This is a genomic window from Thermoanaerobacterium sp. RBIITD (genome assembly GCF_900205865.1).
Lineage (GTDB): Bacteria > Bacillota > Thermoanaerobacteria > Thermoanaerobacterales > Thermoanaerobacteraceae > Thermoanaerobacterium.
This window is the reverse complement of the sequence record NZ_LT906662.1, coordinates 1,396,347-1,422,849: the sequence shown is the minus strand read 5'-3', so window position 1 is coordinate 1,422,849 and position 26,503 is coordinate 1,396,347. Positions and strand designations below refer to the sequence as shown.

At 32.0% G+C, this 26,503-nt stretch carries 27 protein-coding genes and 1 riboswitch; of the genes, 26 read left to right on the top strand and 1 reads right to left on the bottom strand.

Features of this window, described 5'->3' with window-relative positions; all coding sequences use genetic code 11:
* The first annotated feature begins 65 nt into the window (after positions 1 to 65).
* The 13 genes from mnmE (at position 66) to cphA (ending at position 15,212) form a co-directional block, all read left to right on the top strand.
* The gene (mnmE, locus tag CPG45_RS06565) at positions 66 to 1,442 is read left to right on the top strand and encodes a tRNA uridine-5-carboxymethylaminomethyl(34) synthesis GTPase MnmE (RefSeq protein WP_096231169.1); all 1,377 of its coding nucleotides are present in this window, start codon (positions 66 to 68) and stop codon (positions 1,440 to 1,442) included.
* Positions 1,443 to 1,450: 8 nt separating this feature from the next.
* Positions 1,451 to 3,325 (top strand): tRNA uridine-5-carboxymethylaminomethyl(34) synthesis enzyme MnmG, encoded by a 1,875-nt coding sequence (gene mnmG, locus CPG45_RS06560; RefSeq protein ID WP_096231168.1) that lies wholly within the window; start codon positions 1,451 to 1,453, stop codon positions 3,323 to 3,325.
* 3 nt (positions 3,326 to 3,328) lie between these two features.
* Positions 3,329 to 4,051 carry a 16S rRNA (guanine(527)-N(7))-methyltransferase RsmG gene (rsmG, locus tag CPG45_RS06555; protein WP_096231167.1) on the top strand — a complete coding sequence of 241 codons (723 nt, stop codon included), beginning with the start codon at positions 3,329 to 3,331 and terminating at the stop codon, positions 4,049 to 4,051.
* Between the two features lie 95 nt (positions 4,052 to 4,146).
* The gene (locus CPG45_RS06550) at positions 4,147 to 4,605 is read left to right on the top strand and encodes an NUDIX domain-containing protein (RefSeq protein WP_096231166.1); all 459 of its coding nucleotides are present in this window, start codon (positions 4,147 to 4,149) and stop codon (positions 4,603 to 4,605) included.
* Between the two features lie 467 nt (positions 4,606 to 5,072).
* Complete coding sequence (gene noc, locus CPG45_RS06545; RefSeq protein ID WP_096231165.1) at positions 5,073 to 5,876, top strand: nucleoid occlusion protein; 804 nt, start codon at positions 5,073 to 5,075, stop codon at positions 5,874 to 5,876.
* Positions 5,877 to 5,967: 91 nt separating this feature from the next.
* The gene (locus CPG45_RS06540) at positions 5,968 to 6,747 is read left to right on the top strand and encodes a ParA family protein (protein ID WP_096231164.1); all 780 of its coding nucleotides are present in this window, start codon (positions 5,968 to 5,970) and stop codon (positions 6,745 to 6,747) included.
* On the top strand, positions 6,740 to 7,582 hold the full coding sequence (locus tag CPG45_RS06535; RefSeq protein ID WP_096231163.1) for a ParB/RepB/Spo0J family partition protein: 843 nt from the start codon (positions 6,740 to 6,742) through the stop codon (positions 7,580 to 7,582). The genes CPG45_RS06540 and CPG45_RS06535 overlap by 8 nt, the downstream gene beginning before the upstream one ends.
* Positions 7,583 to 7,681: 99 nt before the next feature.
* Complete coding sequence (gene hydE, locus CPG45_RS06530) at positions 7,682 to 8,980, top strand: [FeFe] hydrogenase H-cluster radical SAM maturase HydE (protein ID WP_096231162.1); 1,299 nt, start codon at positions 7,682 to 7,684, stop codon at positions 8,978 to 8,980.
* A 22-nt stretch (positions 8,981 to 9,002) separates the two neighbouring features.
* On the top strand, positions 9,003 to 10,148 hold the full coding sequence (locus CPG45_RS06525) for an aminotransferase class V-fold PLP-dependent enzyme (protein ID WP_096231161.1): 1,146 nt from the start codon (positions 9,003 to 9,005) through the stop codon (positions 10,146 to 10,148).
* A 111-nt stretch (positions 10,149 to 10,259) separates the two neighbouring features.
* Positions 10,260 to 10,760: a DUF4446 family protein gene (locus CPG45_RS06520; protein WP_096231160.1), complete on the top strand. Its 501-nt coding sequence runs from the start codon at positions 10,260 to 10,262 to the stop codon at positions 10,758 to 10,760.
* 13 nt (positions 10,761 to 10,773) lie between these two features.
* On the top strand, positions 10,774 to 11,646 hold the full coding sequence (locus CPG45_RS06515) for a diacylglycerol/lipid kinase family protein (RefSeq protein ID WP_096231159.1): 873 nt from the start codon (positions 10,774 to 10,776) through the stop codon (positions 11,644 to 11,646).
* Between the two features lie 120 nt (positions 11,647 to 11,766).
* Positions 11,767 to 12,585, top strand: coding sequence for a cyanophycinase (locus CPG45_RS06510; RefSeq protein WP_096231158.1), 819 nt, complete (start codon positions 11,767 to 11,769; stop codon positions 12,583 to 12,585).
* The gene (gene cphA, locus CPG45_RS06505; RefSeq protein WP_096231157.1) at positions 12,585 to 15,212 is read left to right on the top strand and encodes a cyanophycin synthetase; all 2,628 of its coding nucleotides are present in this window, start codon (positions 12,585 to 12,587) and stop codon (positions 15,210 to 15,212) included. Before CPG45_RS06510 ends, cphA begins: the two co-directional genes overlap by 1 nt.
* 5 nt (positions 15,213 to 15,217) lie before the next feature.
* On the opposite strand, the gene yyaC is transcribed toward cphA, so the two are convergent.
* On the bottom strand, positions 15,218 to 15,775 hold the full coding sequence (gene yyaC / locus CPG45_RS06500; protein ID WP_096231156.1) for a spore protease YyaC: 558 nt from the start codon (positions 15,773 to 15,775) through the stop codon (positions 15,218 to 15,220).
* A 216-nt stretch (positions 15,776 to 15,991) separates the two neighbouring features.
* On the opposite strand from yyaC, the gene CPG45_RS06495 reads away from it, so the two are divergent.
* The 13 genes from CPG45_RS06495 to CPG45_RS06435 all read left to right on the top strand — a co-directional run bounded on the left by CPG45_RS06495 (position 15,992) and on the right by CPG45_RS06435 (position 26,281).
* Positions 15,992 to 17,476: an ISLre2 family transposase gene (locus CPG45_RS06495; protein ID WP_096230214.1), complete on the top strand. Its 1,485-nt coding sequence runs from the start codon at positions 15,992 to 15,994 to the stop codon at positions 17,474 to 17,476.
* Positions 17,477 to 17,557: 81 nt separating this feature from the next.
* Positions 17,558 to 18,205: a CvpA family protein gene (locus tag CPG45_RS06490; protein ID WP_231969040.1), complete on the top strand. Its 648-nt coding sequence runs from the start codon at positions 17,558 to 17,560 to the stop codon at positions 18,203 to 18,205.
* A gap of 89 nt (positions 18,206 to 18,294) precedes the next feature.
* On the top strand, positions 18,295 to 19,173 hold the full coding sequence (locus tag CPG45_RS06485; RefSeq protein WP_096231155.1) for a mechanosensitive ion channel family protein: 879 nt from the start codon (positions 18,295 to 18,297) through the stop codon (positions 19,171 to 19,173).
* Positions 19,157 to 19,363 carry a DUF951 domain-containing protein gene (locus tag CPG45_RS06480; protein ID WP_096231154.1) on the top strand — a complete coding sequence of 69 codons (207 nt, stop codon included), beginning with the start codon at positions 19,157 to 19,159 and terminating at the stop codon, positions 19,361 to 19,363. The genes CPG45_RS06485 and CPG45_RS06480 overlap by 17 nt, the downstream gene beginning before the upstream one ends.
* Before the next feature lie 65 nt (positions 19,364 to 19,428).
* Positions 19,429 to 19,716 carry a 30S ribosomal protein S6 gene (rpsF, locus tag CPG45_RS06475; protein WP_096231153.1) on the top strand — a complete coding sequence of 96 codons (288 nt, stop codon included), beginning with the start codon at positions 19,429 to 19,431 and terminating at the stop codon, positions 19,714 to 19,716.
* Positions 19,717 to 19,738: 22 nt separating this feature from the next.
* Positions 19,739 to 20,173, top strand: a complete 435-nt coding sequence (locus CPG45_RS06470; protein ID WP_096231152.1) for a single-stranded DNA-binding protein — start codon at positions 19,739 to 19,741, stop codon at positions 20,171 to 20,173.
* Positions 20,174 to 20,185: 12 nt separating this feature from the next.
* Positions 20,186 to 20,461: a 30S ribosomal protein S18 gene (gene rpsR / locus CPG45_RS06465; RefSeq protein ID WP_096231151.1), complete on the top strand. Its 276-nt coding sequence runs from the start codon at positions 20,186 to 20,188 to the stop codon at positions 20,459 to 20,461.
* Positions 20,462 to 20,525: 64 nt separating this feature from the next.
* The gene (locus CPG45_RS06460; RefSeq protein WP_096231150.1) at positions 20,526 to 20,825 is read left to right on the top strand and encodes a MazG-like family protein; all 300 of its coding nucleotides are present in this window, start codon (positions 20,526 to 20,528) and stop codon (positions 20,823 to 20,825) included.
* A gap of 25 nt (positions 20,826 to 20,850) precedes the next feature.
* On the top strand, positions 20,851 to 21,750 hold the full coding sequence (locus CPG45_RS06455) for a DUF2232 domain-containing protein (RefSeq protein ID WP_096231149.1): 900 nt from the start codon (positions 20,851 to 20,853) through the stop codon (positions 21,748 to 21,750).
* 69 nt (positions 21,751 to 21,819) lie between these two features.
* Positions 21,820 to 23,787 carry a DHH family phosphoesterase gene (locus CPG45_RS06450; protein ID WP_096231148.1) on the top strand — a complete coding sequence of 656 codons (1,968 nt, stop codon included), beginning with the start codon at positions 21,820 to 21,822 and terminating at the stop codon, positions 23,785 to 23,787.
* Positions 23,787 to 24,230: a 50S ribosomal protein L9 gene (rplI, locus tag CPG45_RS06445; protein WP_096231147.1), complete on the top strand. Its 444-nt coding sequence runs from the start codon at positions 23,787 to 23,789 to the stop codon at positions 24,228 to 24,230. Before CPG45_RS06450 ends, rplI begins: the two co-directional genes overlap by 1 nt.
* Positions 24,231 to 24,253: 23 nt before the next feature.
* Positions 24,254 to 25,582, top strand: a complete 1,329-nt coding sequence (gene dnaB, locus CPG45_RS06440) for a replicative DNA helicase (RefSeq protein ID WP_096231146.1) — start codon at positions 24,254 to 24,256, stop codon at positions 25,580 to 25,582.
* Between the two features lie 21 nt (positions 25,583 to 25,603).
* A complete protein-coding gene (locus CPG45_RS06435) occupies positions 25,604 to 26,281 on the top strand; it encodes a Crp/Fnr family transcriptional regulator (protein ID WP_096231145.1) in 678 nt (225 codons plus the stop codon).
* Between the two features lie 47 nt (positions 26,282 to 26,328).
* Positions 26,329 to 26,490, top strand: a riboswitch (M-box (ykoK) riboswitch).
* Positions 26,491 to 26,503 lie beyond the last annotated feature (13 nt).

The window sequence follows — 26,503 nt, the reverse complement described above, 5'->3', positions numbered from 1 at the left end:
TTTCTATTGAAAATAATTTTATTGTGATATATTATCATATTTAAGTTAGAAAGTTTGGTGGTTATATGATAGATGATACAATCGCTGCAATATCGACAGCAGTTGGTGAGGCAGGAATAAGCATCGTTAGAATTAGCGGAAAAAATGCAATACAAATCATATCAAATATTTTTAAATCAAAAAGAAATATTGATTTAAAAAATGTGAAAAGTCATACAGTACATTATGGGTTTATATATGAAAAAGATAATGGTGAAATATATGATGAAGTGCTTGTAAATGTCATGAGAAGTCCCAACACATATACAAAAGAAGATGTAGTTGAGATAAACTGTCATGGTGGATATATACCAGCAAAAAGAATTCTTGAACTCGTATTAAAAAATGGTGCAAGGCTTGCTGAACCAGGGGAATTTACAAAACGAGCTTTTTTAAATGGTAGAATTGACATGTCACAAGCAGAAGCAGTAATTGATATAATTAGGTCTAAAACATCTCTTTCAAATAAATATGCTATGATGCAATTAAAAGGAAGTATAAAAAACCGCATAGAAGAGATAAAAAATGACCTTGTTAAGCTTATAGCACATATTTTTGCACTTATGGATTTTCCTGATGAAGATGTAGAGTTATTTAAGGATGACGAATTAGTAAATGGAATAAAAGAATCTATATTTAAAATTGATAAAATTATAGAGTCATCGGAAAAAGGTCGAATAATTCGGGAAGGTCTTAATACAGCAATTATAGGAAAGCCAAATGCGGGCAAATCATCATTGCTTAACGCTTTATTAAATGAAAATAGAGCTATAGTTACAGATATACCTGGTACAACAAGGGATATAATTGAAGAGTATCTTAATATTAGAGGAATACCAATTAAGCTAATTGATACGGCTGGAATAAGAGAGACTAAAGAGGTTGTTGAAAAAATAGGTGTTGAAAGAAGCAAAGAAGCAATCAATAATGCAGACCTTATAATTCTTGTATTTGATAATTCAAGGCCATTAGAGAAGGAAGATTATGATATTTTAAATATTATTGAAAACAAAAATGTGATATATGTAGTGAATAAAATAGATTTACCTTCTTATATAAATATAGAAGAAATACGTAAAATATCAAATAGTAAATATATAAAAATATCATCTAAAACAAACGAAGGACTAGATATATTAGAAAATACAGTATACAACATGGTATTTGAAAATGGATTATCAAATGACGAGTTTTTGTTGACGAATATGAGGCATAGAGACGCGTTATATAAAGCAAGGGAGAATTTATTATCATGCCTTGATACAATAAATAAAGGCCTTACAGAAGATTTTGTTTCGATAGATTTAAATTCGGCGATAGATAATCTTGGTCTTATTACAGGGGAAACAGCCAATGAAGATCTGATAAATGAAGTGTTTTCAAAATTTTGTGTAGGAAAGTAGGTGTTTATATGGTATACGATGCAGGTTGTTATGATGTCGCAATAATTGGACTCGGACATGCAGGTTGTGAAGCGGCACTTGCAACAGCAAGGCTAGGTCTTAAGACAGTTGCTTTTGCGATTAATTTGGATTCAATTGCTCTAATGCCGTGTAATCCAGCTATAGGAGGTCCAGCAAAGTCAAATCTTGTTAGGGAAATAGATGCTCTTGGAGGACAAATGGGGATTAATACAGATGAAACATTGATACAGGAAAGGACATTAAATACAAGCAAAGGACCGGCTGTAAGAGCATTAAGAGCTCAATCAGATAAAAAGAGATATCAATTTAATATGAAATATACATTAGAAAAACAAGTGAACTTAGATATAAAGCAAGCAGAAGTAGTTGACATTGAAGTAGAAAATGATGAGGTAAAGAGCGTTATAACAAAAACTGGTGCAAAATATTTATGTAAGGCATGTATTGTAACGACAGGAACATATCTTAGAGGAAGGATTATTATAGGAGATGTAAGTTACAGCGGTGGGCCGAATGGATTATTTCCTGCAAATGAGCTATCAAAATCTCTCGAGAGGCTTAATATTAAGTTAATGAGGTTTAAAACAGGAACTCCTGCAAGAGTTGATAAAAAATCTCTAAATTTTGATGAAATGGAGATACAGCCAGGTGATGATGTGATAAAACCATTTTCATTTATGCACGATGAGATAAATATAGAACAGGTTCCTTGTTGGCTTACATATACAAATGAAAAAACTCATGAAATAATAAGAAAAAATATAAATAGATCACCATTATATAGCGGCATGATAAAAGGTGTGGGTCCAAGGTATTGCCCTTCAATAGAGGACAAAGTTATTAAATTCCCTGAAAAAGAAAGACACCAGCTATTTATTGAACCAGAAGGATTATATACAAATGAAATGTATGTACAAGGTATGTCATCAAGTATGCCGGAAGATGTGCAAATTCAATTTTTAAGGACAATAAAAGGTCTTGAGAATGTCAAAGTTATGAGGACAGGGTATGCAATTGAATATGATTGTATTGATCCAACACAGTTAAGGCAAAACCTCGAACTAAAAACAATATCTGGATTATTTTTTGCAGGTCAAGTTAATGGAACATCGGGCTATGAAGAAGCAGCAGCACAAGGACTTATAGCTGGTATAAATGCAGCAATGAAGCTAATGAATAAGGAACCATTGATACTTGACAGGTCTGAAGCATATATAGGTGTACTTATTGATGACCTTGTGACTAAAGGAACAAATGAACCATATAGGATGCTTACATCAAGAGCAGAATATAGGTTATTATTAAGACAAGATAACGCAGATTTAAGATTGACTGAAAAAGGAAGGAAAGTAGGACTTGTAGATGATATTAGATATAATAGATATTTGGAAAAAAAGACACAATTAGAGAATGAAATGAAAAGATTAAAAAATTTGATGATTACACCTTGTCAGGAAGTTAATGAATATTTAAAGTCAAAAGGTAGTTCATTAATTGTAACGGGTATTACATTATATGATTTATTAAAAAGGCCGGATATCGATTATCATTCATCAAAGATAATAGATAATGGAAGACCAGATAATATAATGGAAGATGTTGCGGAACAAATTGATATCAATATAAAATACGAGGGATATATAAAAAAGCAATTGCAGCAAGTAGAGAGATTTAAATCCTTAGAGAATAAAAGAATACCTTCCTGGATAAATTATGATGATATAAAAGGTATAAGCATAGAAGCAAGGCAAAAACTAAAAGCTATAATGCCAACATCTGTTGGACAGGCATCGAGAATTTCTGGTGTTTCACCTGCGGATATATCGGTTATTCTTATATATCTTCAACAAGCAAGGAGATAGTATATGGAAGGAAAAAATAAAGATATCTTATTAAAAGGTGCAGAATTATTAGGAATCCACATGGATATGTTCCATGTGGAACAATTTGATAGATATTATAATTTGCTAATAGAATGGAATAATAAGATGAATTTAACGGCTATCACAGAAGAGCATGATGTTGTGATAAAGCATTTCTTAGATAGTCTATCTGTATTTAAAAGCGGGAAAATAAAGAAAGATGAAAAAATCATAGATATAGGAGCTGGTGCTGGTTTTCCATCAATACCAGTAAAAATTGTCTTTCAGAATTTTAAACTGACAATTATTGATTCATTAAAAAAAAGAACAATATTCCTTAATGAGTTGAAATCATATCTAAAGTTAAAAGATGTAGATATTTTACATGGACGAGCTGAAGACCTAGGTAGAGATAGTTTACTGAGAGAAAATTATGATATAGCTTTAGCAAGGGCTGTTGCTAGTTTAAATGTGATATGTGAATATTGTCTTCCATTTGTAAAGAAAAATGGCTATTTTATTGCATTAAAAGGACCAAATGTAGAAGAAGAAATATATGCATCTTATAACGCTTTAAAAATCTTAAATAGCGAAATAGAAGACATAATAGATATAAATTTACCATATACAGATATATTACATAAACTAATAGTAATTAAAAAATATGATTTGGTTGATATAAAATATCCGAGGAAACCAAAAGCCATAGAAACAAAACCATTATAAAGAGATTATAATATATATCATTATGAATAAAAATAAAGAGAAATCTATGAAATATGAATATTAAACATTATTTTTTAAGAAGGGATAATTTTAATATGAATAAATTTAGAGCATGTTTACTGGTATCAAGAGTAGTTATAATAGAAAATGATAAAGTATTGCTTGTAAAACATCAAATTGGTGATGATAGTGCTTGGATCTTCCCTGGCGGAAGAGTTGAAGAGAATGAGACAACAGTAGATGCTGCCATTAGAGAGTGTAAAGAAGAAACTGGTTATGATATAAAAGTTAATGGTGTTTGTTATTTACAAGAATTTGACATGTATTATGTTACATATTTTAATAGCACAATAATTGGCGGTAATCTTATTATCGGAAGTGATCCAGATATATCCAAAGATAAACAAATAATAAAAGATGTTAAATGGATTGATATATGTAAATTAAATAATTATGAAGTTTATCCAGAGAACCTTGCTAAGCTTATTTATGAAGGATTTAATAATAATTATATTAATGTTCCAGATGTATATTTAAATGTATTAAATTCATAATTCATATAATAAAAACTTTTCTTCATAATATCACTTGATTCTCACTCATTCAAGAACCATAATATTTGTAATAGTAGAAAGGTGTGTATTATTACTATGATTTGGATTAATATATTAGCTGGTACTTTGTCATACACAATAAATTTCATTATATTTTACAATATATTCAAAAGATCAAAAATAAAAAATTGCATTGCGTAAATTCGAATAAGGTAATATGCATAAGCATTGTAGCTTTATTTAATATATTATATTTAAATGGTGCTTATTAGGTTTTACAATATTAATTTTAGAATCCACTATACCTTTGAAAAAATAACTAATCTAATTATATAGATAATAATGTTTGTTACATTTTAAAAAAATTTAACAGGATTTTAATGGAAGATAAGGAGGAATTTAGAGATATATGTCGAATATATATTTATAATTAATAATAAGATTATTTTTATTAAGAGGTGTTATTAATGGTTTCAATAAAGCAGCAAGAGATAAAAAACTTACCTATAGATGAAATCAGACCGAATCCATATCAGCCTCGTAGAATATTTGATACAGGAAACTTACAGGAATTATGCGAATCAATAAAAGCTTATGGAGTTATTCAGCCTATAAGTGTCAGAGTTGTAAATGGAAATTCATATGAACTTATTGCAGGTGAAAGAAGATTGAGGGCATCAAAGCTCGCAGGTTTAAAAACTATACCAGCTATAATAATAGATGCATATGATGAAGATTCAGCTATAATTGCATTAATTGAGAATCTTCAAAGGAGAGATTTAAATTTCTTAGAAGAGGCCGAAGGATATAATAATTTAATAAATGACCATCATTTAACACAAGAAAAGCTTGCAGAGATGCTTGGCAAAAGCCAGTCAACAATAGCAAACAAATTAAGGCTTCTAAAATTAAATGATTATATAAAAAGCAAGCTTATAGAAAACAATTTAACTGAAAGACATGCAAGAGCTCTTTTAAGGTTACCTGATGAAGAATTACAAAAGAAAGCAATTGATACAATTATTAAAAAGAAGTGTAATGTGAAAGAAACAGAAAAAATTGTTCAGGATATGATAAATAAAATAACAATGGATGAGGATAAGAAACAAGAAAAGAAAAAAATGATGAAGTTTTATAAAGATATAAGAATTTTTGTAAATACAATTAAACAAGCAATAACGATAATGAAGAAATCAGGTGTTGATGCCGAATATATTGAACAGAATGAAGATGATTATATTGAATTTAAAATAAAAATACCAAAAAAATAATATATTATCACCCATGATATATTTATCTTTTGTTCCACATGGAACAATGTTATAATTAAAATGTGTTTTAATTTGTTTGTGGGGTGATAACTTGGGAAAAGTAATAGCCATAGCAAATCAAAAGGGTGGAGTAGGCAAAACAACGACAACGATAAACTTAGGGTATTCATTATCAACTAATAAGAAAAGAATATTATGTGTTGATATGGATCCGCAAAGTAATATGACAAGTGGTTTTGGCATAGATAATACACAGCTAAAATATACTACATATAATGTTTTGATTGAAGGTACGGATATAAAGGAAGCTTTTGTAAAGCCTAGGGACATAGAGAATGTTACGATTGTTCCATCGAGTATTCAATTAGCAGGCGCAGAAATAGAATTAGTTCCAATGTTATCTAGAGAGTACAGACTAAAAAATTCACTTAAAGATGTAAAAGATGATTATGACTATATCCTGATTGATTGTCCTCCATCATTGGGTTTACTTACTGTTAATGCACTTACAGCATCAGATTCTGTATTAGTACCGATTCAATGTGAATATTATGCATTAGAAGGGCTTACACAGCTTATGAATACAATAAATCTCATAAAGAAAAATATAAATCATGAATTAGACATAGAAGGTGTTGTACTTACTATGTTTAATGCTAGAACAAATTTATCCATTCAGGTAGTTGATGAGGTTAAGAAATATTTTAAGGGTAAAGTATATGGAACGATAATACCGAGAAATATAAGATTAGGTGAGGCACCAAGTTTTGGTAAGCCTATTTCTATATATGATCCACATTCAAAAGGTGCTGAAGCATACGATGAACTCGCGCTAGAAATGATTGAAAGGGACGGTGAGGCAGTTGAATAGTAAAAGAGGGCTTGGAAGGGGTCTACAAGCTCTTATACCAGAATTCGATGATGAAAATTCTAGAGGAGTTGAATATATTAAAATATCCGATATAGAACCAAATCAATATCAACCTAGGAGACATTTTAATGATGAATCATTGCAAGAACTATCTGAATCAATTAAGGAAAATGGAGTTATACAACCTATCATAGTTCGAAAGATTGATTATGGATACCAGATAGTAGCTGGTGAAAGAAGGTGGAGAGCTGCAAAATTAGCTGGTCTTAAAGAAATACCCGCATTAGTAAAAGAATTTGACGACCAGAAGGTAATGGAAATAGCCTTGATAGAAAATCTTCAAAGAGAGGATTTAAACCCTATTGACGAAGCTAAAGCATATAAATCCCTTATTGAGCAATTTAATTTAACACAAGAAGAAATATCTAAAAGAGTTGGCAAAAGCAGATCTGCCATTGCTAATAGTATAAGGCTATTAAACTTAAATGATAAAGTGCAGGAAATGTTAATTGAGGGCAAAATATCCATAGGCCATGCAAAAGTGATATTAGCTATCCAAGATTTGGACAAGCAGAATTTTATAGCCAACAAAATAATTGATAAAAATCTAAATGTCAGAGAAACTGAAAACTTAATAAAACAAGTTTCAAATGTAAAGAAAAAGAAGAAGACATATGATGATGTGTATATAAAAGAAATTGAAGATAATTTTTGTAGATTTTTCGGGACGAAGGTAAAGATATTGCCTGGAAGAAATAAAGGCAAAATAATGATTGAATATTATGGCGAAGATGACCTTTCAAGACTAACTGAACTTATTATAAATAAATCATAAATGCATTTGTTAAGACAAATGCATTTTTTCTATTGTAACTATGGTTAAATAAATATAAAATATAATATATAAAATACTAAAACTCTTAGGAGCGAATATATGGAACACTATATAATAATTTGCAATTCAACACAGCATATGCTTAATGCTGATAAAATATTAAAACAGAATGGGATTAAAACAGAATTGGTCCCTGCGCCAGCAGAGTATGGTTCCGTATGCAGTACCGCAATTAAAATTAATGCATATAATATTGATATGGCAAAGGAATTGCTTTATGGTAATTCTATTTCTGTAAAAGGAATATATCCGTATAAAATAAGAAAACTTGATGGGCTTATTAATCGCCTTAATAAAGGTTTGGATAGTGACATAAAAGATGTTCTGAAAAAAGTAGAGATGGGAATAGAGTTAGATGAAGATGATATAGTAACAATACTCAGTGCAAACGGAGATGAGAACCTCAGTTCTATATATAATGCTGCAGATGAAATGAGAAAAGCGATTGTTGGAGATGTCGTCGATATAAGGGCTGCTATAGAATTCTCAAATATTTGTAGAAAAAATTGTTTTTACTGCGGTTTAAGGCGGGACAACATGTTAGTTGAACGGTATAGAATGAGCATCGATGAAATAGTTGATACCGCAAAAGAACTTAAAAAGATAGGTATAAAAACCGTGATACTTCAATCTGGTGAGGATTTGTGGTATACCGAAGAAAAGATAATAGAAATAATAAAGAGGATTAAAAAAGAAACAAAAATGAGGATAACCTTAAGTATTGGGGAAAGAAATGAAGAAGAATACAGACATTATAAGGAAGCTGGTGCAAATAATTTTCTATTAAAAATAGAAACTACTAATAGGGAAATATTTAAAAATATACATCCGGATGATGATTTTGATTATCGGGTAAAATGCTCTGAATGGTTGAGAAAATACGGATATATAAATGGTAACGGCAATATCATTGGATTGCCCGGCCAGACAGCGAGAGATATAGCAAAGGATATAATATTTTTTAAAGAAATGGGAATTCATATGGTAGGCATTGGCCCCTTTGTTCCTGCTAAGGGTACTCCATTTGAATCACTGCCTCATGGAGATGTTGAGATGACACTAAAAACTGTAGCAGCAACAAGGCTTGTCTTAAAGAATGTATTTATCCCTGCAACAACCGCTTTAGCCACAGTCGATAAAGATGCACAGGTAAAAGCTTTGATGTCAGGTGCAAATACTATCATGCTTATATCTACTCCTGAGAAATATAGAAACAGATACAGAATATACAGCAATAAAAACATGGTAGATATTGATACCGCATATAGGGCTGTAATAAAGGCGGAAAGAAAGATGCCTCCATATATTAATAAGGAATTTTTAAAACTACTGAATTAGTGTAAAGATAGGGGGGTTAAGATTGATTTATTTTGACAATGCAGCAACATCATACCCAAAACCTGATGTAGTATATGATGAAATAGATAGAGTGATGAGAAGTTGTGGAAATCCAGGCAGAGGCAGCCATAAGATGGCAATTGAATCAGGAAAATATATATTGGATGCGAGGCAGGAAATATGCCAGCTTTTTAATATAAAAAATCCAATGAGAGTAATTTTTACGCTTAATACCACAGATTCATTGAATATTGCTTTAAAGGGTTTTTTAAAAAGTGGTGACCATGTTATAACATCAAGCATGGAGCATAATTCGATGATAAGGCCTTTGATGGCATTAAAAGATAATCAAGGGGTCGATCTAACAATAGTAGACTGTGATCCTATGGGAAATATTGATATAGAGGATATTAGAAAAGCAATTAAGTCTAACACAAAATTGATTGCGATGATACACGCATCAAATGTCACAGGAACATTATTGCCCATTAGGGAAATAGGACGTATTGCCCGGGAAATGGGTATATATTTCCTTGTTGATGCTGCCCAAACCGCGGGAAATTATCCAATTGATGTTGAAAAAGATAATATTGATATGTTAGCATTTCCTGGACACAAATCTCTTTTTGGACCACAGGGAACTGGTGGACTTTATATTAGAGATACGATAAAATTAAAGACGATAAAAGAAGGTGGTACAGGAAGCAATTCTGAAAAGATTTATCAACCTGGTATGATGCCTGACATGTTAGAAAGTGGAACACCTAATACACCGGGTATCGCTGGACTCAAAGAAGGCGTAAAATTCATAAGAAATGTAGGAATAGAAAATATAAGGCAACATGAAAAAGAACTGACAGAAAGGTTTATAGAAGGTGTAGAAGAAATACCAAATATTATTTTGTATGGCAATAAAGATCCTGAAAAACAAGTAGGCGTTGTATCAGTAAATATAAAAGATATAGATTCAGGGGAAGTTAGCTATATTCTTGATAAAGTCTACGATATTGCAACAAGGTCAGGACTTCATTGTTCCTCATTAGCTCACAAAACCTTAGGGACATTAAAAAGAGGCACAGTTAGGTTTGGAATAGGTTATTTTAATACGAAAGATGAAATTGATATTGCTACAAAAGCACTATATACAATAGCAAAACAAACATTATGAAAAAGTCGATTGATTAAACACCTCTTGGTATAAAAGAAGAAACATTTTTGTTTCTCATATTACGAAAAGAAAATTGAAAATAAACTAATTTTAAAATTCGGAGGAGAAATTATGCAACAACTTATGACTCTTTTAGAAAAAAACATAGGATTATTTATATTATTTGCAATTGCACTTGGTTTATTTGATTTGATAGTTGTAACAATTATAAATTCAAAATATACAAAGCTAAAAAAGCAGTATAAAAGGGTTATGAAGGAACTTGAAACAGGTGACATTTTAGATATCCTATCTAAGGATATAATGAAGAACGAAGAATTCAATGAAAAACTTGATAAATTTAGAAAAGAGCTTAGTTTTATTGACAATGAGATGAAGACATCTATAAAAAAGGTCGGTATTGTAAGATACAACGCTTTTAACGATGTTGGATCAGATTTGAGTTTTTCTATTGCGCTTTTGGATAGCAATGATAATGGAGTCGTCATATCAGGCATATATGGGAGAAATGAAACGGCTACCTTCGCAAAACCTATAATGAAAGCACAATCAAATTATCCTTTATCAGCAGAGGAAATTCAAGCGATTGATAAGGCTAGAAAGGGCCAATAAGGAGGAGGATAATTTGATTGCCTTTATTGTTAATCCTGTAGCTGGTAACGGGAAAGCTATTAAAATGATACCTAAGATAGAAAAAATAATGAAAGAGAAAGCACAGGATTATAAAATATTTATAACTAAATTTGCTGGAGAAGGCACAAGACTTGCTAAGGAAGCATCAAATAGCGGTTATGATATTGTAGCTGCAGTTGGCGGTGATGGTACTGTTCACGAGGTGATAAATGGGTTAAAAGATACTAATGCTGTACTCGGCATAATACCGCTTGGAACAGGAAATGATTTTGCAAGGTTTTTCAACATTCCAAAAAACATTAAAAAAGCATTAGAAATTTTGATAAATGGGAAAGTAAATATCATTGATAGTGCTATTATAAATAAGTATATAACGTGTAACAACATAGCGAATATTGGGATAGACGCAGATGTTGCTTTAGAAGTTGCCAAATTTAAAAAGTTTTTAAGAGGAATTTTTGCGTATTTAATAGGTCTTTTCAATGTGCTTATAAAGTATAAGCCATATGATATAAATATTGACATAGATGGTAAAAAGATAAAAAGAAAAATAATGTTGGCCGCATTTGGAAATTGTAGCTTTTACGGCGGCGGGTTTAAAATTCTCCCAGATGCTAATCCTAAAGACGGATTTATCGACATTATCATAGTAAATAAGATTAATAAATTAAAACTGCTTTTTTTACTTCCTATGGCGATTATTGGTAAACATACTTTATTAAAATGTGTTGAAACATATAAAGCAAAAAATATTCGAGTAAATATGGAAAAGGAAGTCGCTATATGTGTTGACGGTGAGGTTCTACCATCATCACATATAGAATTAAATGTCAAAAAAAGTGCTGTAAAATTGTGTACAAATTAAATATTAAAGTATATTGTTTGATACCTTCAGCCATAATATATATGTCTGAAGGTATTTTTATATAAAATTTTAGAATAGTTTTATGCCACACATAAAAAATTCTTTTGTGGAGGCGTATAAATGGAGGAAATTACGAAAGGAAAACTTCTTATTATAGGTGGTGCCGAAGACAAAAAAGATAAGTGCGTAATATTGAGGGAAGTGATAAAACAATCTGGTGGTGAAAACAGCAGAATAGTGGTTATGACGACCGCGACAGAAAAACCTGAAGAGGTAGGCAAAAATTATATAAATATCTTTAAAAAATTAGGTGCAGGAAATGTGGAAACTGTAAATATAAATTCTAGAAAGGATGCAAACGATAAAATTGTACAACAAAGGCTAAAAAATAGCACCTGTGTCTTTTTTACAGGTGGTGACCAGCTGAGAATAACAAGCATTCTTGGTGGAAGCGGTATTGATAAACTATTAAATGAATTAAATCAAAAGGGAATTTTGATTGTCGGTACAAGTGCTGGCGCATCTGTCATGTCAAGAACAATGATAATAGGGGGAAATGACGAAGAAGCACCAAGAAAATGTACAATAAATATGGCACCTGGTTTAGGACTTCTTAATGAAGTTGTAATAGACCAGCATTTTGCACAAAGGGGGAGAATAGGTAGACTTTTAACTGCAATTGCAGAGAATCCAGAAAATCTCGGTGTGGGAATTGATGAGGATACAGCAATTATTGTGGATGGCAGTGAATTTAGAGTTATAGGCTCAAATGCCGTAACAATTGTTGATGGAAGAACACTTATTAATACCAATGTATCTGAGTCAAGTCCTGATGAGATATTGGCACTTACACATGTGACACTTCATATACTGCCGTCTGGATATGGTTTTGATATAAAGGCAAGAGAGCCTTTTAAATATAACAAGGAGGATATATAATGGTTATTAAAGACATAAGGGTATATCGCGGCAGAAATATTTATTGCCATAGGCCTGTTATAAAAATGATTGTTGATACAGGTAATGAAGATATACCTACAAAAAATATACCAGGATTTAACGAAAAGCTTTTAAAGCATATGCCTGGTTTGTATAAACATTGTTGTTCATATGGATATGAAGGAGGATTTGTAAAGAGGCTTTATGAGGGAACATATTTACCACATGTAACAGAACATATCATATTGGAACTTCAAAATATGCTTGGCTACGATGTGAAATTCGGAAAAGCCAGGATTATTGAAGAATATATTTATAATGTTATATTTGAATATGGCCTTGAAGAATGTGCTGTAAGGTCAGCTAAATTAGCTGTCGAAATGGTTAATAAATTTGTTAAAGGTGAAGATTTTGACATTGAAAAAAAGCTTGAGGAAATAAACAAGGTAGTTATTGAGACAGAACTTGGCCCAAGTACAATGGCAATAAAAAAAGCCGCAGAAGAGGCATCTATACCTGTTACAAGGGTAGGAAATGGAAGCATATTGCGGCTTGGATATGGAAAATATCAAAAAATGATTGAGGGTACTATAACGCAAAATACAAATTGTATTGCTGTTGATATTGCTTGTGACAAGATTTTAACTAAAAAAATTATAAAAGAGTACGGATTACCAGTTCCAGAAGGTGATGTTGCATACAATGAAAATGATGCAATTGCAATAGCTGAAGAAATCGGATATCCTGTTGTTGTAAAACCTTTTAATGGAAATCAAGGCAAAGGTGTATTTTTAAATCTCACAAATAGGGAAGATTTGATTATAGCATACAGAAATGCAAAAAACATTAGTGATTTAGTAATAGTCGAAAAACATATAAAAGGGAAAAACTACAGGGTTCTTGTCGTAGGTGATAGAGTTGTAGCAGTTTCTGAGAGAATTCCTACGAGGATTCTCTGCGATGGTGTGCATTCAATTAAAGAACTTGTGGATATCGAAAATCAGAACCCCTTAAGAGGTGAAGGCCACGAGAAACCATTGACAAAGATAAATATTGACACAATATCAAAGTTTGTCTTAAAAAAACAAGGTTATGATATAGATGACATACCACCAAAAAATACCTATGTATATTTCCGTGAAAGTGCTAATTTAAGCTCAGGTGGTACCGCCGTAGATAGGACTAATGAAATACATCCTGATAATATAGAGATAGCTATTCGCGCCGCTAAAGCTATTGGGCTTGATATAGCAGGTATTGATATTACGATGGAAAATATCGCTCTACCACTTAATTTGAAGACAGGTGCAATTATAGAAGTTAATGCGGCACCTGGAATAAGGATGCATCATTATCCAACAAGGGGTAAACCGCGCAATGTTGCAAAAGCAATTGTCAATATGTTATATCCTAAAGGAAGCAAAGCGACAATACCCATTATATCCGTTACAGGCACAAATGGCAAAACAACTACAGTTAGAATGATAGCTCAAATATTGAGAATATATGGATATACGGTTGGAATGACCTCAACAGACGGGATATATGTAGATGATATGTGCATATATAAAGGAGATAATTCAGGACCAAGAAGTGCTAGAACATGCCTTGCAGATAAAAATATTGATGCAGCAGTTTTGGAAACAGCAAGAGGAGGTATTATAAGAGAAGGACTTGGATATGACCTTGCAGATGTAGGCGTTATTACAAATATATCTGAAGACCACCTTGGCATAGATGGCATAGAAACCTTGGAAGATTTAGCTTTTGTAAAATCTTTAGTAATAGAAGCTGTGAAAAAAGACGGTTACTCTGTATTAAATGCAGACGATCCCATGACACCATACCTTTTTGAAAGAGCGAGAGGAAAGATAATATATTTTTCAATGCACGATAACAACTTAACAATAAAAAGGCATATTGAAAATGGTGGTGTCGCTGTATATGTCAAAGATGATACTATAGTAATAGCAAATGGTGAGATAGTGCCTATAGTAAAAGTAGATGAAATCCCTGCTACATTGAATGGAAAAGTTCTATATAATGTAGAAAACGCTATGGCAGCAATTGCAGCATCATATGGTGTCAAAGTTCCTATAAATATTATATCAAAGGGAATAAAAGCATTTTACTGTGATGAAAATCATAACCCTGGTAGATTTAACATCTTCAATGTCGGAAATTTCAGAGTTCTCGTAGATTATGGACACAATATTGCAGGCATAAAAAATGTCATAGAATCGGCACAAAAGCTTAATCCAAATAGATTAATCGGTGTTATTGGTGTACCAGGTGATAGAAGCGATTCCAGTTCATTAAAAGTTGGAGAGATCTGCGGAAACGGATTTGATATGGTATACATTAAAGAAGATTTGGACTTAAGAGGACGAAAGCCGGGCGAGATAGCAAAGTTACTTGAAATAGGAGTACTAAAAGGTGGCTTAAATAAGGATAATATAAAAGTAATATTAAAAGAGACAGATGCACTTAAAGCTGCTATGCATAGTGCACAACCCGGTGATCTTATTATAGTATTTTACGAGAAATTTTCACCTATTGTAGAAACCATCAATAGTTTTATAAAAACAAGGGCATATGATAATGTTGTTAATATAGAAAGGGCTTAATTGTTTTAGGCCCTTTCTTCGTTGTATATTTTAAGTCCAATTATTGACTTTGTTATGCCATATGTAATTATGTCTGCCATCTTCATCACAATATTAAGTCTTGTATTCTGTAACACCATGAACTCCATAAACCCTGATATATTTACTATCCCTGTTACATACATATTTCCTATGGCTGGCAGGTCCTTCAAAACACCAGCACCAGGTTTTATCGGTCCTTCGCCAATTGAAATATATCCTACATGGTTTAAAGATCCGAGGCAGGCATCAATTGCAATTATAAAAGGATTTTTATATGTTTTGTTTATCATATTCAATGTTTCATTCAGATTTTTAGCATGTACAGGTTCACTTAGTGTTCCATATATACCAATTTTATTAGAAAAGAAAGGTTTAAGCTTGTATCCGACAATCGGACCCAAACTGTCACCCGTTGACCTATCTGTTCCAATACAGACAACTACAATATCATCTCTAAAATTAAATAGTGTATTTAAGTATTTTGAGAATGTTAAATAAAAATCCCTGTAGCAAGTTTTATTGTTGATATTGATAAAATTCATAAGCCATCTCCTTTTAGCATATTATTATTAATATTTTTTACAACATTTGAGTACTTAATACGCTTTTTAAAATATTGGCAAATTCTTAGTGTATAATTTTAGTAGGCGGTAAAAAATAGAAAAAGGAAGGCATCCAAAAGATACCTTCCATTCACATGAATCATCCGCTATAATGTTTAAATAGAAAAAACAAAAAAGCGTTATAGAGGTGATTACATGCTAGAAATAAGTTTAAACGAAAATGAAATAAATTTCAAGGATTTAGAAGTAGAAATTTACAAATTAGTCTGCGAAGAAGCTTGTAAAATAATGGCTCAAATCCTTATGAAAATAGATGATATGCTACTAGAAAAAAGGGACAAAAAAGAATATAGGTGTAAAGGTAAAAAGCATACAAACGTAAAGACAATTATGGGCACTGTTGAATTTGATAAAAGAATTTATGGACATATAAATAGTGAAGGTAAAAAGGAATATGTTTATCTTTTAGATGAGTATTTAAAAATGGATACAATAGGGCATATATCAACAAATCTTATTGAAAAAGTTGTAGAAAATGTAACAGAAATATCATATAGAGAAGCAGCGAAAAATATAGAATCATTAACAAATCAAAGCATAAGCCATACAACTGCATGGAATATAATACAAAAGATTGGAGAGAAAATAGCGGAATTAGAAAAACAAGATATAAAACTATTCAAAGAAAACAAATTAAGAGGAGAAAAAGAAACAAAAATGTTATTTCAAGAAATGGATGGATTATGGTTATCTATGCAAGGCAAAGATAGACCAAAAGGCAAAAAAAGCAGAGGGAAGAAAGAAATAAAATTAGCAGTAGCATACGACGGATGGGTAAAAAGAAGCCCAGGAAGTAATGAATATATAACACATAATAAAATAGCATGTGCAGGATTTGCAAGCAGCAAAGAATTTAAAGAATTAGTAGATGCAACGATAGCAAAAGAATACAACATAGACGAAATAGAAATAAAGATAATAAATGGGGATGGAGCAAGTTGGATTAAAGAAAGCTTGGGAGAAGAAGGAGTATATTTTCAATTAGATCCATTTCATAAAAGCCAAGCAGTAATAAGGAATGTAGAGAACAAAAAAGATGCCCGCAAATTAATGAAAATGCTAGATGAAGGAAAAGCAGAAGAAAGCCTAGAATACATAGCAAAATTAATGATAGAGCAAAAAGATGATGAAAAGCAAATGAAGAAATTAGAAAAACTATATAACTATTTAGTAGCCAATAAAGAAGGGATAAAACCATACCAAAAGAGAGAAGAAATAAAAATACCAGAAGCCCCAGAAGGAATAGAATACAAACATTTAGGAACAATGGAAAACAATATATTTGACACATTAGCAAGCAGAATGAATGCAGGAAAAATGAGTTGGACAGAAAAAGGTGCAAACAATTTAGCAAAGATATTAGCCTTAAAGACAAGTGGAAAACTTTATAGTGTAGTAGAAACATACTTCAATGTTATAATATCAAAAGAAAAATTAACAGAGATAAAAGAAGAAATAAAACTATCAGCAGCGGATGTAAACAAAAAGCAGAAAAAAGCAAAAACATATCGCATACAAAGAGGCGGTATGCCGTTTGAAGGTTGTGCAATGACAAACAGTCGAAAAGCAATAAGAGAAATACTCAGATACAAATGTTTAAGTGAATTAAAAGTCATATAAAAGGCGCAATATGAAGATAAGAATGGAGTAATAACAATTGCACGAAAATTCACAATACATTAAACATTATGCGGATAAAATTTGAAGAAAAAAATTTGCCAACAACTACTTGACACAAACTGGCAAATTGAAATGGTTGAAAATGAATCAATAAATGTGTATTATAATAATAAAGGTATTAAGGTGGTTTTTATGAATATCATAGACTTAATAATTGTAATAATAATTATATCCTTCATGTATACTGGTTACTTAAGAGGCTTTATTATGACACTTTATGGAATTGCAAATTTTGTTATATCATGGTTTTTTACCATAAAATTTTATCCATATGTATCAAACTATATCATGGAAAATAAGTATTTGTTAAATTTTGTTTCAAGATTAGCTGGTTCATTTAGAGGGATGCTCTTTAATGTCGCTACATTAAGGCCGTTTGTTAATCTTATAAGCATAATTTTTACTTTTGTATTTTTTATGATTTTACTAAGGATATGCGCAGTACTTCTTAACATTGTAGCAAATTACTCGTTTATAAAGATTTTTAATAGGATTGGCGGTGGTGTACTTGGTATATTTGAAGCCGTGATAATACTTTACATTGCTTTTGGATTATTTAAAACAATCAGCAATATTATACCCTTCCAATATTGGATTTATATAGATAAATCACAGTTTGCAAGAATATTTTTAAATAGCGGTTATATTTATAAAATCTTTTTGCTCTGAGAATAATATAAAAGCATGATATGCTTTACATCTGATTCTTTCATAGATAAGCATAAAGGGCATTAACGTTAATATGAGAGGGTGGTATTTTGGAAAACTTACTTAGCTTTTATAAACAATTTTTGAACCTGTACGACATTAAGTTCTTTAAGACGATATTTGATATATTGAAAATTGTAATAATAGCGTATATCTCTAAAAGAATCGGGTATTTTTTGATCGATAGGTTTTACATAATGCAGGATAGGTCTAAAATTCAGTTTCCTGAAAGAAAGATGAAGACACTTTCATCACTTATGAAAAACATTTTAAGATATGTAATATATTTTGTTGCAGTCTATTCAATTTTAGAAATATTAGGATTTAGAATGGGATCAATTTTGGCTGTCGCAGGTGTTGGAAGCCTTGCTGTGGGCTTTGGCGCTCAAAGCCTTGTGAAAGACGTCATAACAGGTTTCTTTGTCATATTTGAGGACCAGTTTGGGGTCGGGGATTATATTACTACGAATAATTTTTCAGGTATCGTTGAAGAAATTGGCTTAAGGATTACGAAAGTTCGAGATTTTTCAGGTGATTTGCACATAATTCCAAATGGGGAGATTAAAGTTGTGACAAATCATACAAGAGGTGGTATGAGGGCCCTTGTGAATATAGGTATCTCATATGAAGAAGATGTTGATAAAGTAACAAATGTTTTAACTAAAATATGTGATGAAATTAAAAACGATAGAGATGATATCTTAGAAGGTCCATCTGTCCTTGGTATAACAGGTTTTAATGATTCATCTGTTGAGGTAACAGTAGTAGCAAAAACAAAGCCTATGCAGCAGTGGGCTGTTGAAAGAGATTTAAGGTACAGGATAAAGCAAGTATTTGACGATATGAAAATAGAATTTCCATATCCTCATATGGATATCTTATTAAAAGAAAATATTAAAAAAGGTGAGAAAGATGCCGAAAGAGCTTAATGTTGGAGATATAGTCAAAATGAAAAAAGTCCATCCATGTGGCTGTGATGAATGGGAAATATTAAGAGTCGGGATGGACATAAGGATTAAATGCTTAAAATGCGGGAGAATGGTATTGCTACCGAGGCCAAAATTTGAAAAGGGAATCAAAAAAATTATAAAAACTGTTGAAAAACTTGATGAACAATGATAGAATATCAATGTGGATTGCCGCCTTGCCCGAAAGGGCCGCATAGTCCAAAAGGAGGTGAAATAATGAGATCGTATGAAACTATTTTTATTCTCTCACCGGAGATAAATGATGAGGCAAGACCATCTTATATTGAAAAGTTTAAAAACCTTATAGCAGAAAAAGGTGGAGAAGTCACAAACGTTGATGAATGGGGAAAGAGAAAGCTAGCATATGAAATCGATAAAAAGAATGAGGGCTATTATGTTCTCATGAATTTTAACGGCGATGTGGAAGTTCCCCATGAGCTTGAGAGAGTTTATAAGATAACAGATGGTGTAATGAGATATCTTATTGTTAAACTTGATAAATAAATGATGATTGGTGGGTTTAATTATGTTAAATAAAGTTGTATTGATAGGCCGACTTACAAAAGATCCTGTTCTTAAATATGCATCGTCAAATATGACACCTGTTACAACATTCACAATTGCTGTAAACAGGAACTATACATCACAAAATGGAGAAAGACCGGCGGATTTTATACCCATCGTGACATGGAGAAAGCTTGCGGAAATTTGTGGAAGTAATCTAAAAAAAGGAAGGTTAGTAGCTGTTGCTGGGAGTATCCAGACGCGTTCATGGGATGATAATAGCGGCAATCGTCATTGGGCAACAGAAGTTGTTGCAGATGAAGTGAAATTTCTTGATTCAAATAAAAATGGAAACAATGATGCTAATAAAGAGAATCATGATGTAGATATTGATACTATGAACGTTGACTTTGATGGATTTGCTCCGGTAGAATCAGAAGATGATCTTCCATTCTAAGGAGGGTTGAAAATGGCAAATAACAATAATAATAATAGTAGTAGTAAAGAAAATTCTGCACAGAGAAGAAAAAATAGAAAAGCAAAAAAGCGTGTATGTGCTTTTTGCGCCGATAAAGTTGAACAGATAGATTATAAAGAGGTCGGAAAGCTTCGCAAGTATATAACTGAAAGAGGCAAGATACTTCCGAGAAGGATAACTGGAAACTGTGCAATACATCAAAGACAGCTTACTGTCGCAATAAAAAGAGCAAGACAGATTGCACTACTACCATATACAGCTGAATAGTGTTATAATAGAGAGGGCATTGCCCTCTCTTGTTTTTCTCTTTGTATGTTTAAGGTGGGATAATATGGAGAATAATTTTGATATAGCAAAAAATATTAAAATTATAGAAAATTTAAAGATTGAGCTATTAAACCGCACTGCATCACTATTTAATGCTTTTAATCAAGACGATATGTCATTGGAATTAATAGATGATATATGCCATATTATAATTACAGGATATTTACTTGGCAATAAATTAGGCTATGATTATAAAGAATTAGATGAAGAAATTGAAAAAAGAATAAGGTTGATTCCTGCTGAAATTAAAGAAGAGGATACATTAAATTACAAAGAGCTTATTACATATCTAAGGAAAAGATAAAGTTTAAAAGCGTGGAGGAGTAATAATGGGTAATAAAAACCTTACAAATGCTGCTATTATGGCTGCAATAGCAGTTATAATGGTAATAGCCGGTGTATACATACCACCGCTTTTTTTCATACTATTTTTCATACCTGTGCCTATTAGCATAATATGTGTGAGAAGCAATATATCATATGCCATTTTAGCAATTATAGTTCTTTTTATTGCATCATTTATTTTTACAGATATAATAATAGCAGCGACTGTTGCTGTTATAAGCCTTATGGGAGTTGTGATGGGCTATCTCATATCAAAAAAGCAACCTTCACAAGAAGTTGTAAAGGATACAGGTGTTATATCCCTTTTAGGGCTTGTAGCTATCTTATACATACTAAAGTTATTTGGCATCAATGTTATAAATGATTTATTAAGTGTATATACAAAAGTTAGCAATGAATTTATAACACTTTACAAAAATGCCCCAAATGAGGCTTTAGTTAGGAGTATGTTGACATCGATGGTTGATACAATAAAGATCACTATACCTTCGATGTTCATTATAATGATAGCATTTATGGTAGTAATAAACTATATGATGGTCACAAGAATATTGATTGGCAAAGATATAAGTGTACAAAAATTGCCTCCTTTTATGCTGTGGAGGATGCCATATACAACAGGATGGATATTTATTGGTACACTTCTGTATCAATATTTTGCACCAACAAACATTGTATCAATAAATTTGATGTTGCTCTTATCAACTGGTTTTACAATAAGCGGACTTGCATATGTTAAATATTATATGACGAGAAAATTTCATGTGAAACCTGCTATAAGCAATATTGTTTTGATACTTTTGTTTATGTTTCCTGTAACATTTTCCTTAATGACACTATTAGGCGTTATTGATACAGGAATGAATTTAAGGAGATTCACATAGAAGATAAATAAAGACATAATCTATTTGATAATGCTTATGGGTATATGACGATTTTAAGGGGATGTAAATATGTTTGATAAAAAGTTCTATAATTTAATATCCTCTACAAGCGTTCTTAATATATTATTATCTGCGATTTTGACAATAATTCTTTTTTATTATAATTTATATATAGGTTCTATTTCACTTTTAATACTTATATATATACTCTTCAGTGAATACAGAGGTGCAAAAAAGAAGCGTTCAGAATTTGACAGGTATATAGAAAGGCTGTTTTTTAGTGTAGATAGGGCATCTGGAAATATTGTCGCATTGATGCCGATACCTGCAGCGATGATAAACGAAGAAGGTAATATTATCTGGTACAATTCTAATTTTGCACAGACTTTTGAAGATAAAAAGGATATTAATGATGCAATTGTGAAGTATGCCAAAAGTAAGCGGAACGATAAATACCATATTAAAATTGGCGACAAATATTATTATATATTGAGCATTTTATCACCTACTAAAAAGAGAAAGTCAAAAGATAACCACACATATTACAATATTTTTATATTTGACGAAACAGAATATGTGGAAATGTCCTCTAAGTTCAATAGTTCTAAGCCTGTTTTAGGATATATACTTGTCGATAATTACGAAGAGGCTTTGCAGTCGGCAGAGGACCTTAAAAGGCCGGTTGTTGCTGCTGAAATTGAAAGAAGGCTCAACATATGGGCACAATCTATGAACGCATATATTAAAAAATATGCGAATGACAGATATGTTTTTATAACACAAAATAGCGATTTAGATAATTTAGAGAAAAATCGATTTGAAATACTTGACTTTATAAGAGACATAAATGTTGGCAATAAAATTCCCGTTACATTGAGCATTGGTGTTGGTGCAGAATCTTTAGAATATATGAAACTTAATGAATATGCATCATCTGCAATGGATTTAGCATTAGGAAGAGGAGGAGACCAAGCTGTTGTCAAAAAAGGTGAGAAAATATTAATATACGGTGGGAGGGCACAAGCTGTTGAAAAAAGGACAAGAGTCAAAGCAAGAGTAGTGTCACACGCTATTAGAGAGCTGATCGATGATTCATCAAATGTTTTTGTAATGGGACACAATTTTATGGATTTCGACTCACTTGGTGCGGCAATGGGGATGTACAGGTGTGCTGTATCACTTGGCAAAGATACAAAAATAATTCTTGATAAATCAAACCCAGCTATAGAAACCCTTCTTGAAAGGATTGAAAAGACTGAAGAATATGAAAATCCTTTTATAGATGTGGGTGATGTGAAGAGCCTTGTTAATCCAAAGACGCTCCTGATCGTTGTAGATGCTCATAGACCCAGTTATCTGACATATCCGGACATAGTGAAGATGACTGAGAGGATAATCGTCATAGACCACCACAGAAGGGGCAAGGAATTTATTGACAAAGCATTGCTTGTATATCTTGAACCATATGCCTCATCAACTTGTGAGCTTGTGACAGAAATAACACAGTATATAAAAGATAAAGTAGATTTAAAACCAATAGAAGCGGAAGCCCTTCTAGCAGGTATAACAGTAGATACAAAGAATTTTACATTTAGAACTGGTGTAAGGACATTTGAAGCAGCCTCGTATTTGAGACGAAAAGGAGCTGATACAACTTCTGTCAAGATGCTATTTCAAAATGATTTAAAATCGTATATAATAAAATCTACAATAGTTAAAAATGCCGAGATTAGTAAAGAAGGAATCGCAATTGCGATAAGTCCTAATGAAGCGAATAATGTTATTGTTGCACAGGCGGCAGATGAGCTTTTAAATATAAAGGGAGTACAGGCATCATTTGTTATATTTGAAAGGAAAGATGATGTTGCAATAAGCGGAAGGTCCCTCGGCGATATAAATGTACAGGTAATCCTTGAAAAACTTGGCGGTGGTGGACATTTGACAGTAGCAGGGGCGCAATTAAAAAAGCCACTTAATGAAGTTGTAGAGGATTTAAAAAAAGCTATAAATGATTACTTTAAGGAAGGTGAAGCATAATGAAAGTTATATTGAAAAAGGATGTAAAGGGAATTGGTAAAGCAGGTGATGTAGTAAATGTAAGTGATGGATATGGGAGAAACTATTTATTACCCCGTGGTTTTGCTATAGATGCTACACAATCAAACATAAATATTTTAAATGAAAAGAAAAAAGCTGAAGAAAAGAAAAGGCAAAAAGAAGTAGAAAATGCGCAAGAGATAGCAAAAAAATTATCGCAAGAGGCAATTCAATTAAAAGTAAAGACAGGAGAAAATGGGAAATTATTTGGATCAATAACATCTAAAGATATACAGGATGAATTAAATAAAAGAGGCTATGACATTGATAAGAAGAAGATTAATTTAGTTGAGCCGATAAAGACGACCGGTACATTTTATGCTGATGTAAAGTTGTATCCTGGTGTTCAAGGAAAGATAAAAATTGACATTGTAAGTGAATAGCTGAGGCTCAAGGGGGTTTAAAAATGGAGTGGAATAAAATCCCTCCTCAAAACTTAGAAGCGGAACAAGCTGTTTTAGGTTCAATGCTTTTATCAAGAGATGCAATCATAGATGCATCAGAGATAGTAAAAGCTGATGACTTTTATAAAGAGGCAAATAAAAAGCTTTTTAGTATCATAATGGATATGTTTGAAAAAAACATTCCGGTTGATTTAGTTACCGTTGTCGACGAATTGAGGCGTCAAAATCTTTTAGAAGCAATAGGTGGAATAGATTATATAACGAATTTGTCCTCCAGTATAATAACAACAGCAAACGTGTCATACTACGCCAAGATGATACAGGAAAAAGCCACGTTGAGAAGGCTTATTCAGGCATCTTCTGAGATAATGGAATTAGGATATGGCGGAAGTGATATACACGAAGTCCTTGATATTGCAGAGCAAAAGATATTTGACATTGCACAAGGTAGAAATACAGAGAATTTTTACCCTATAAAAGATGTTTTGATGGATACATTTTACAACATAGAGAACCTTTATAAAAACAAGGGTCATCTTACTGGTGTACCTTCAGGATTTCCGGACCTTGATTTAAAAACATCTGGATTTCAACCATCTGATTTCATCCTTTTGGCTGCAAGGCCATCTATGGGTAAAACCTCTTTTGCCTTGAATATAGCGGAGAACGCCGCATTATCTGAGAAAAAGCCTGTTGCCATTTTTAGCCTTGAAATGTCAAAAGAACAGCTTGTCAATAGGCTCATATGCTCTACAGCAAATATTGACAGCCAAAAATTGAGAACAGGAAATCTTGATGACGATGATTGGCCAAAACTTGCAGCTGCTATGGCGCCACTATCAGCGGCACCAATTTATATAGATGATACACCAGGTATATCTGTTATGGACATAAGGGCAAAATGCAGAAGATTAAAATTAGAGAAAGGTCTATGCATGGTTTTGATTGATTATTTGCAGCTTATGCAAGGCAAAGGTAATCCTGAAAGCCGTCAGCAGGAAGTATCAGAGATATCGAGGTCTTTAAAGGGGCTTGCTAGGGAGCTGCAGGTACCGATAATAACACTATCACAGTTATCCCGTGCACCTGAAGCAAGATCAGACCATAGGCCTATTTTAAGTGATTTAAGAGAATCTGGTGCGATTGAGCAGGATGCTGACATTGTGATGTTTCTTTATAGAGATGATTATTATAATAAGGATTCTGAAAAGAAAAATATAGCAGAACTAATAATAGCAAAACATAGAAATGGACCGACAGGGACAATTGAGCTTTTATGGATGGGACAATATACGAAATTCGTAAGTGTTGATAAATACAGGACAGAGTAGTCAGAAAGGTATGTATCTAATATGAGTGATTATGAGTATTTAAGAAAGATACCTTATTTTAATACACTTAATGAAAATTCTCTTAAAGAATTAAATAGTATAGCCATAATAAAAGAATACGAAAAAGGAAGCACCATATTCTTTGAAGGGGATACGGGCGATGCAATATATTTCGTAAAATCAGGTAAAGTGAAGATATCTAAGATATCACAACAAGGGAAAGAGCATATAATAAAGATAATGGAAGAGGGAAATATTTTTGCAGAATCACTGCTTTTTATCGGTGGCGTGTATCCTGCAACTGCTGAGGCGATAGAAGATTCGGTTGTAATAGTATTAAAAAATAAAGATATTGAGAACTTGATTTTAAAAAACAATGAGATAGCACTTGGAATAATAAAGCTTATGGCAAAAAGACTTCAAAATGTGGCAGTAATAATTGAAAATTTAGCACTGAAGGATTCTTTAGGAAGAACTGTTTCTATATTACTGACAATTGCAAGGGAAAAAGGCATTAAAAATAAAGAAGGCATTTCAATAGAATTAAATCTAAGCAGGCAAGACCTTGCAAACATGGTCGGAACATCGAGGGAAAATGTTATAAGGATTTTAAGCCAACTTGACAAAGAAGATGTAATAAAATTAGAAAGACATAAAATAATAATAAAGGACATGGATAGATTAAAAAATATGGCATAATTTTATTGTATAAAGAAATATTATGTGTTATAATTTACTTACAAAAAAATAATTATCGTTAAGTGAGGCTCCTATGCGGATACATGCTGATGCCCGGAAACATCGAGAGATGCCAATGGGTCAACAGATTCTACCGTAATAAGGTTTAATCTAATGCAGCCGGTAAATCCTATGCCGTATAGTGCTAAAACCCAACGAGTATGTTGAGTAATGAGCCTTTTA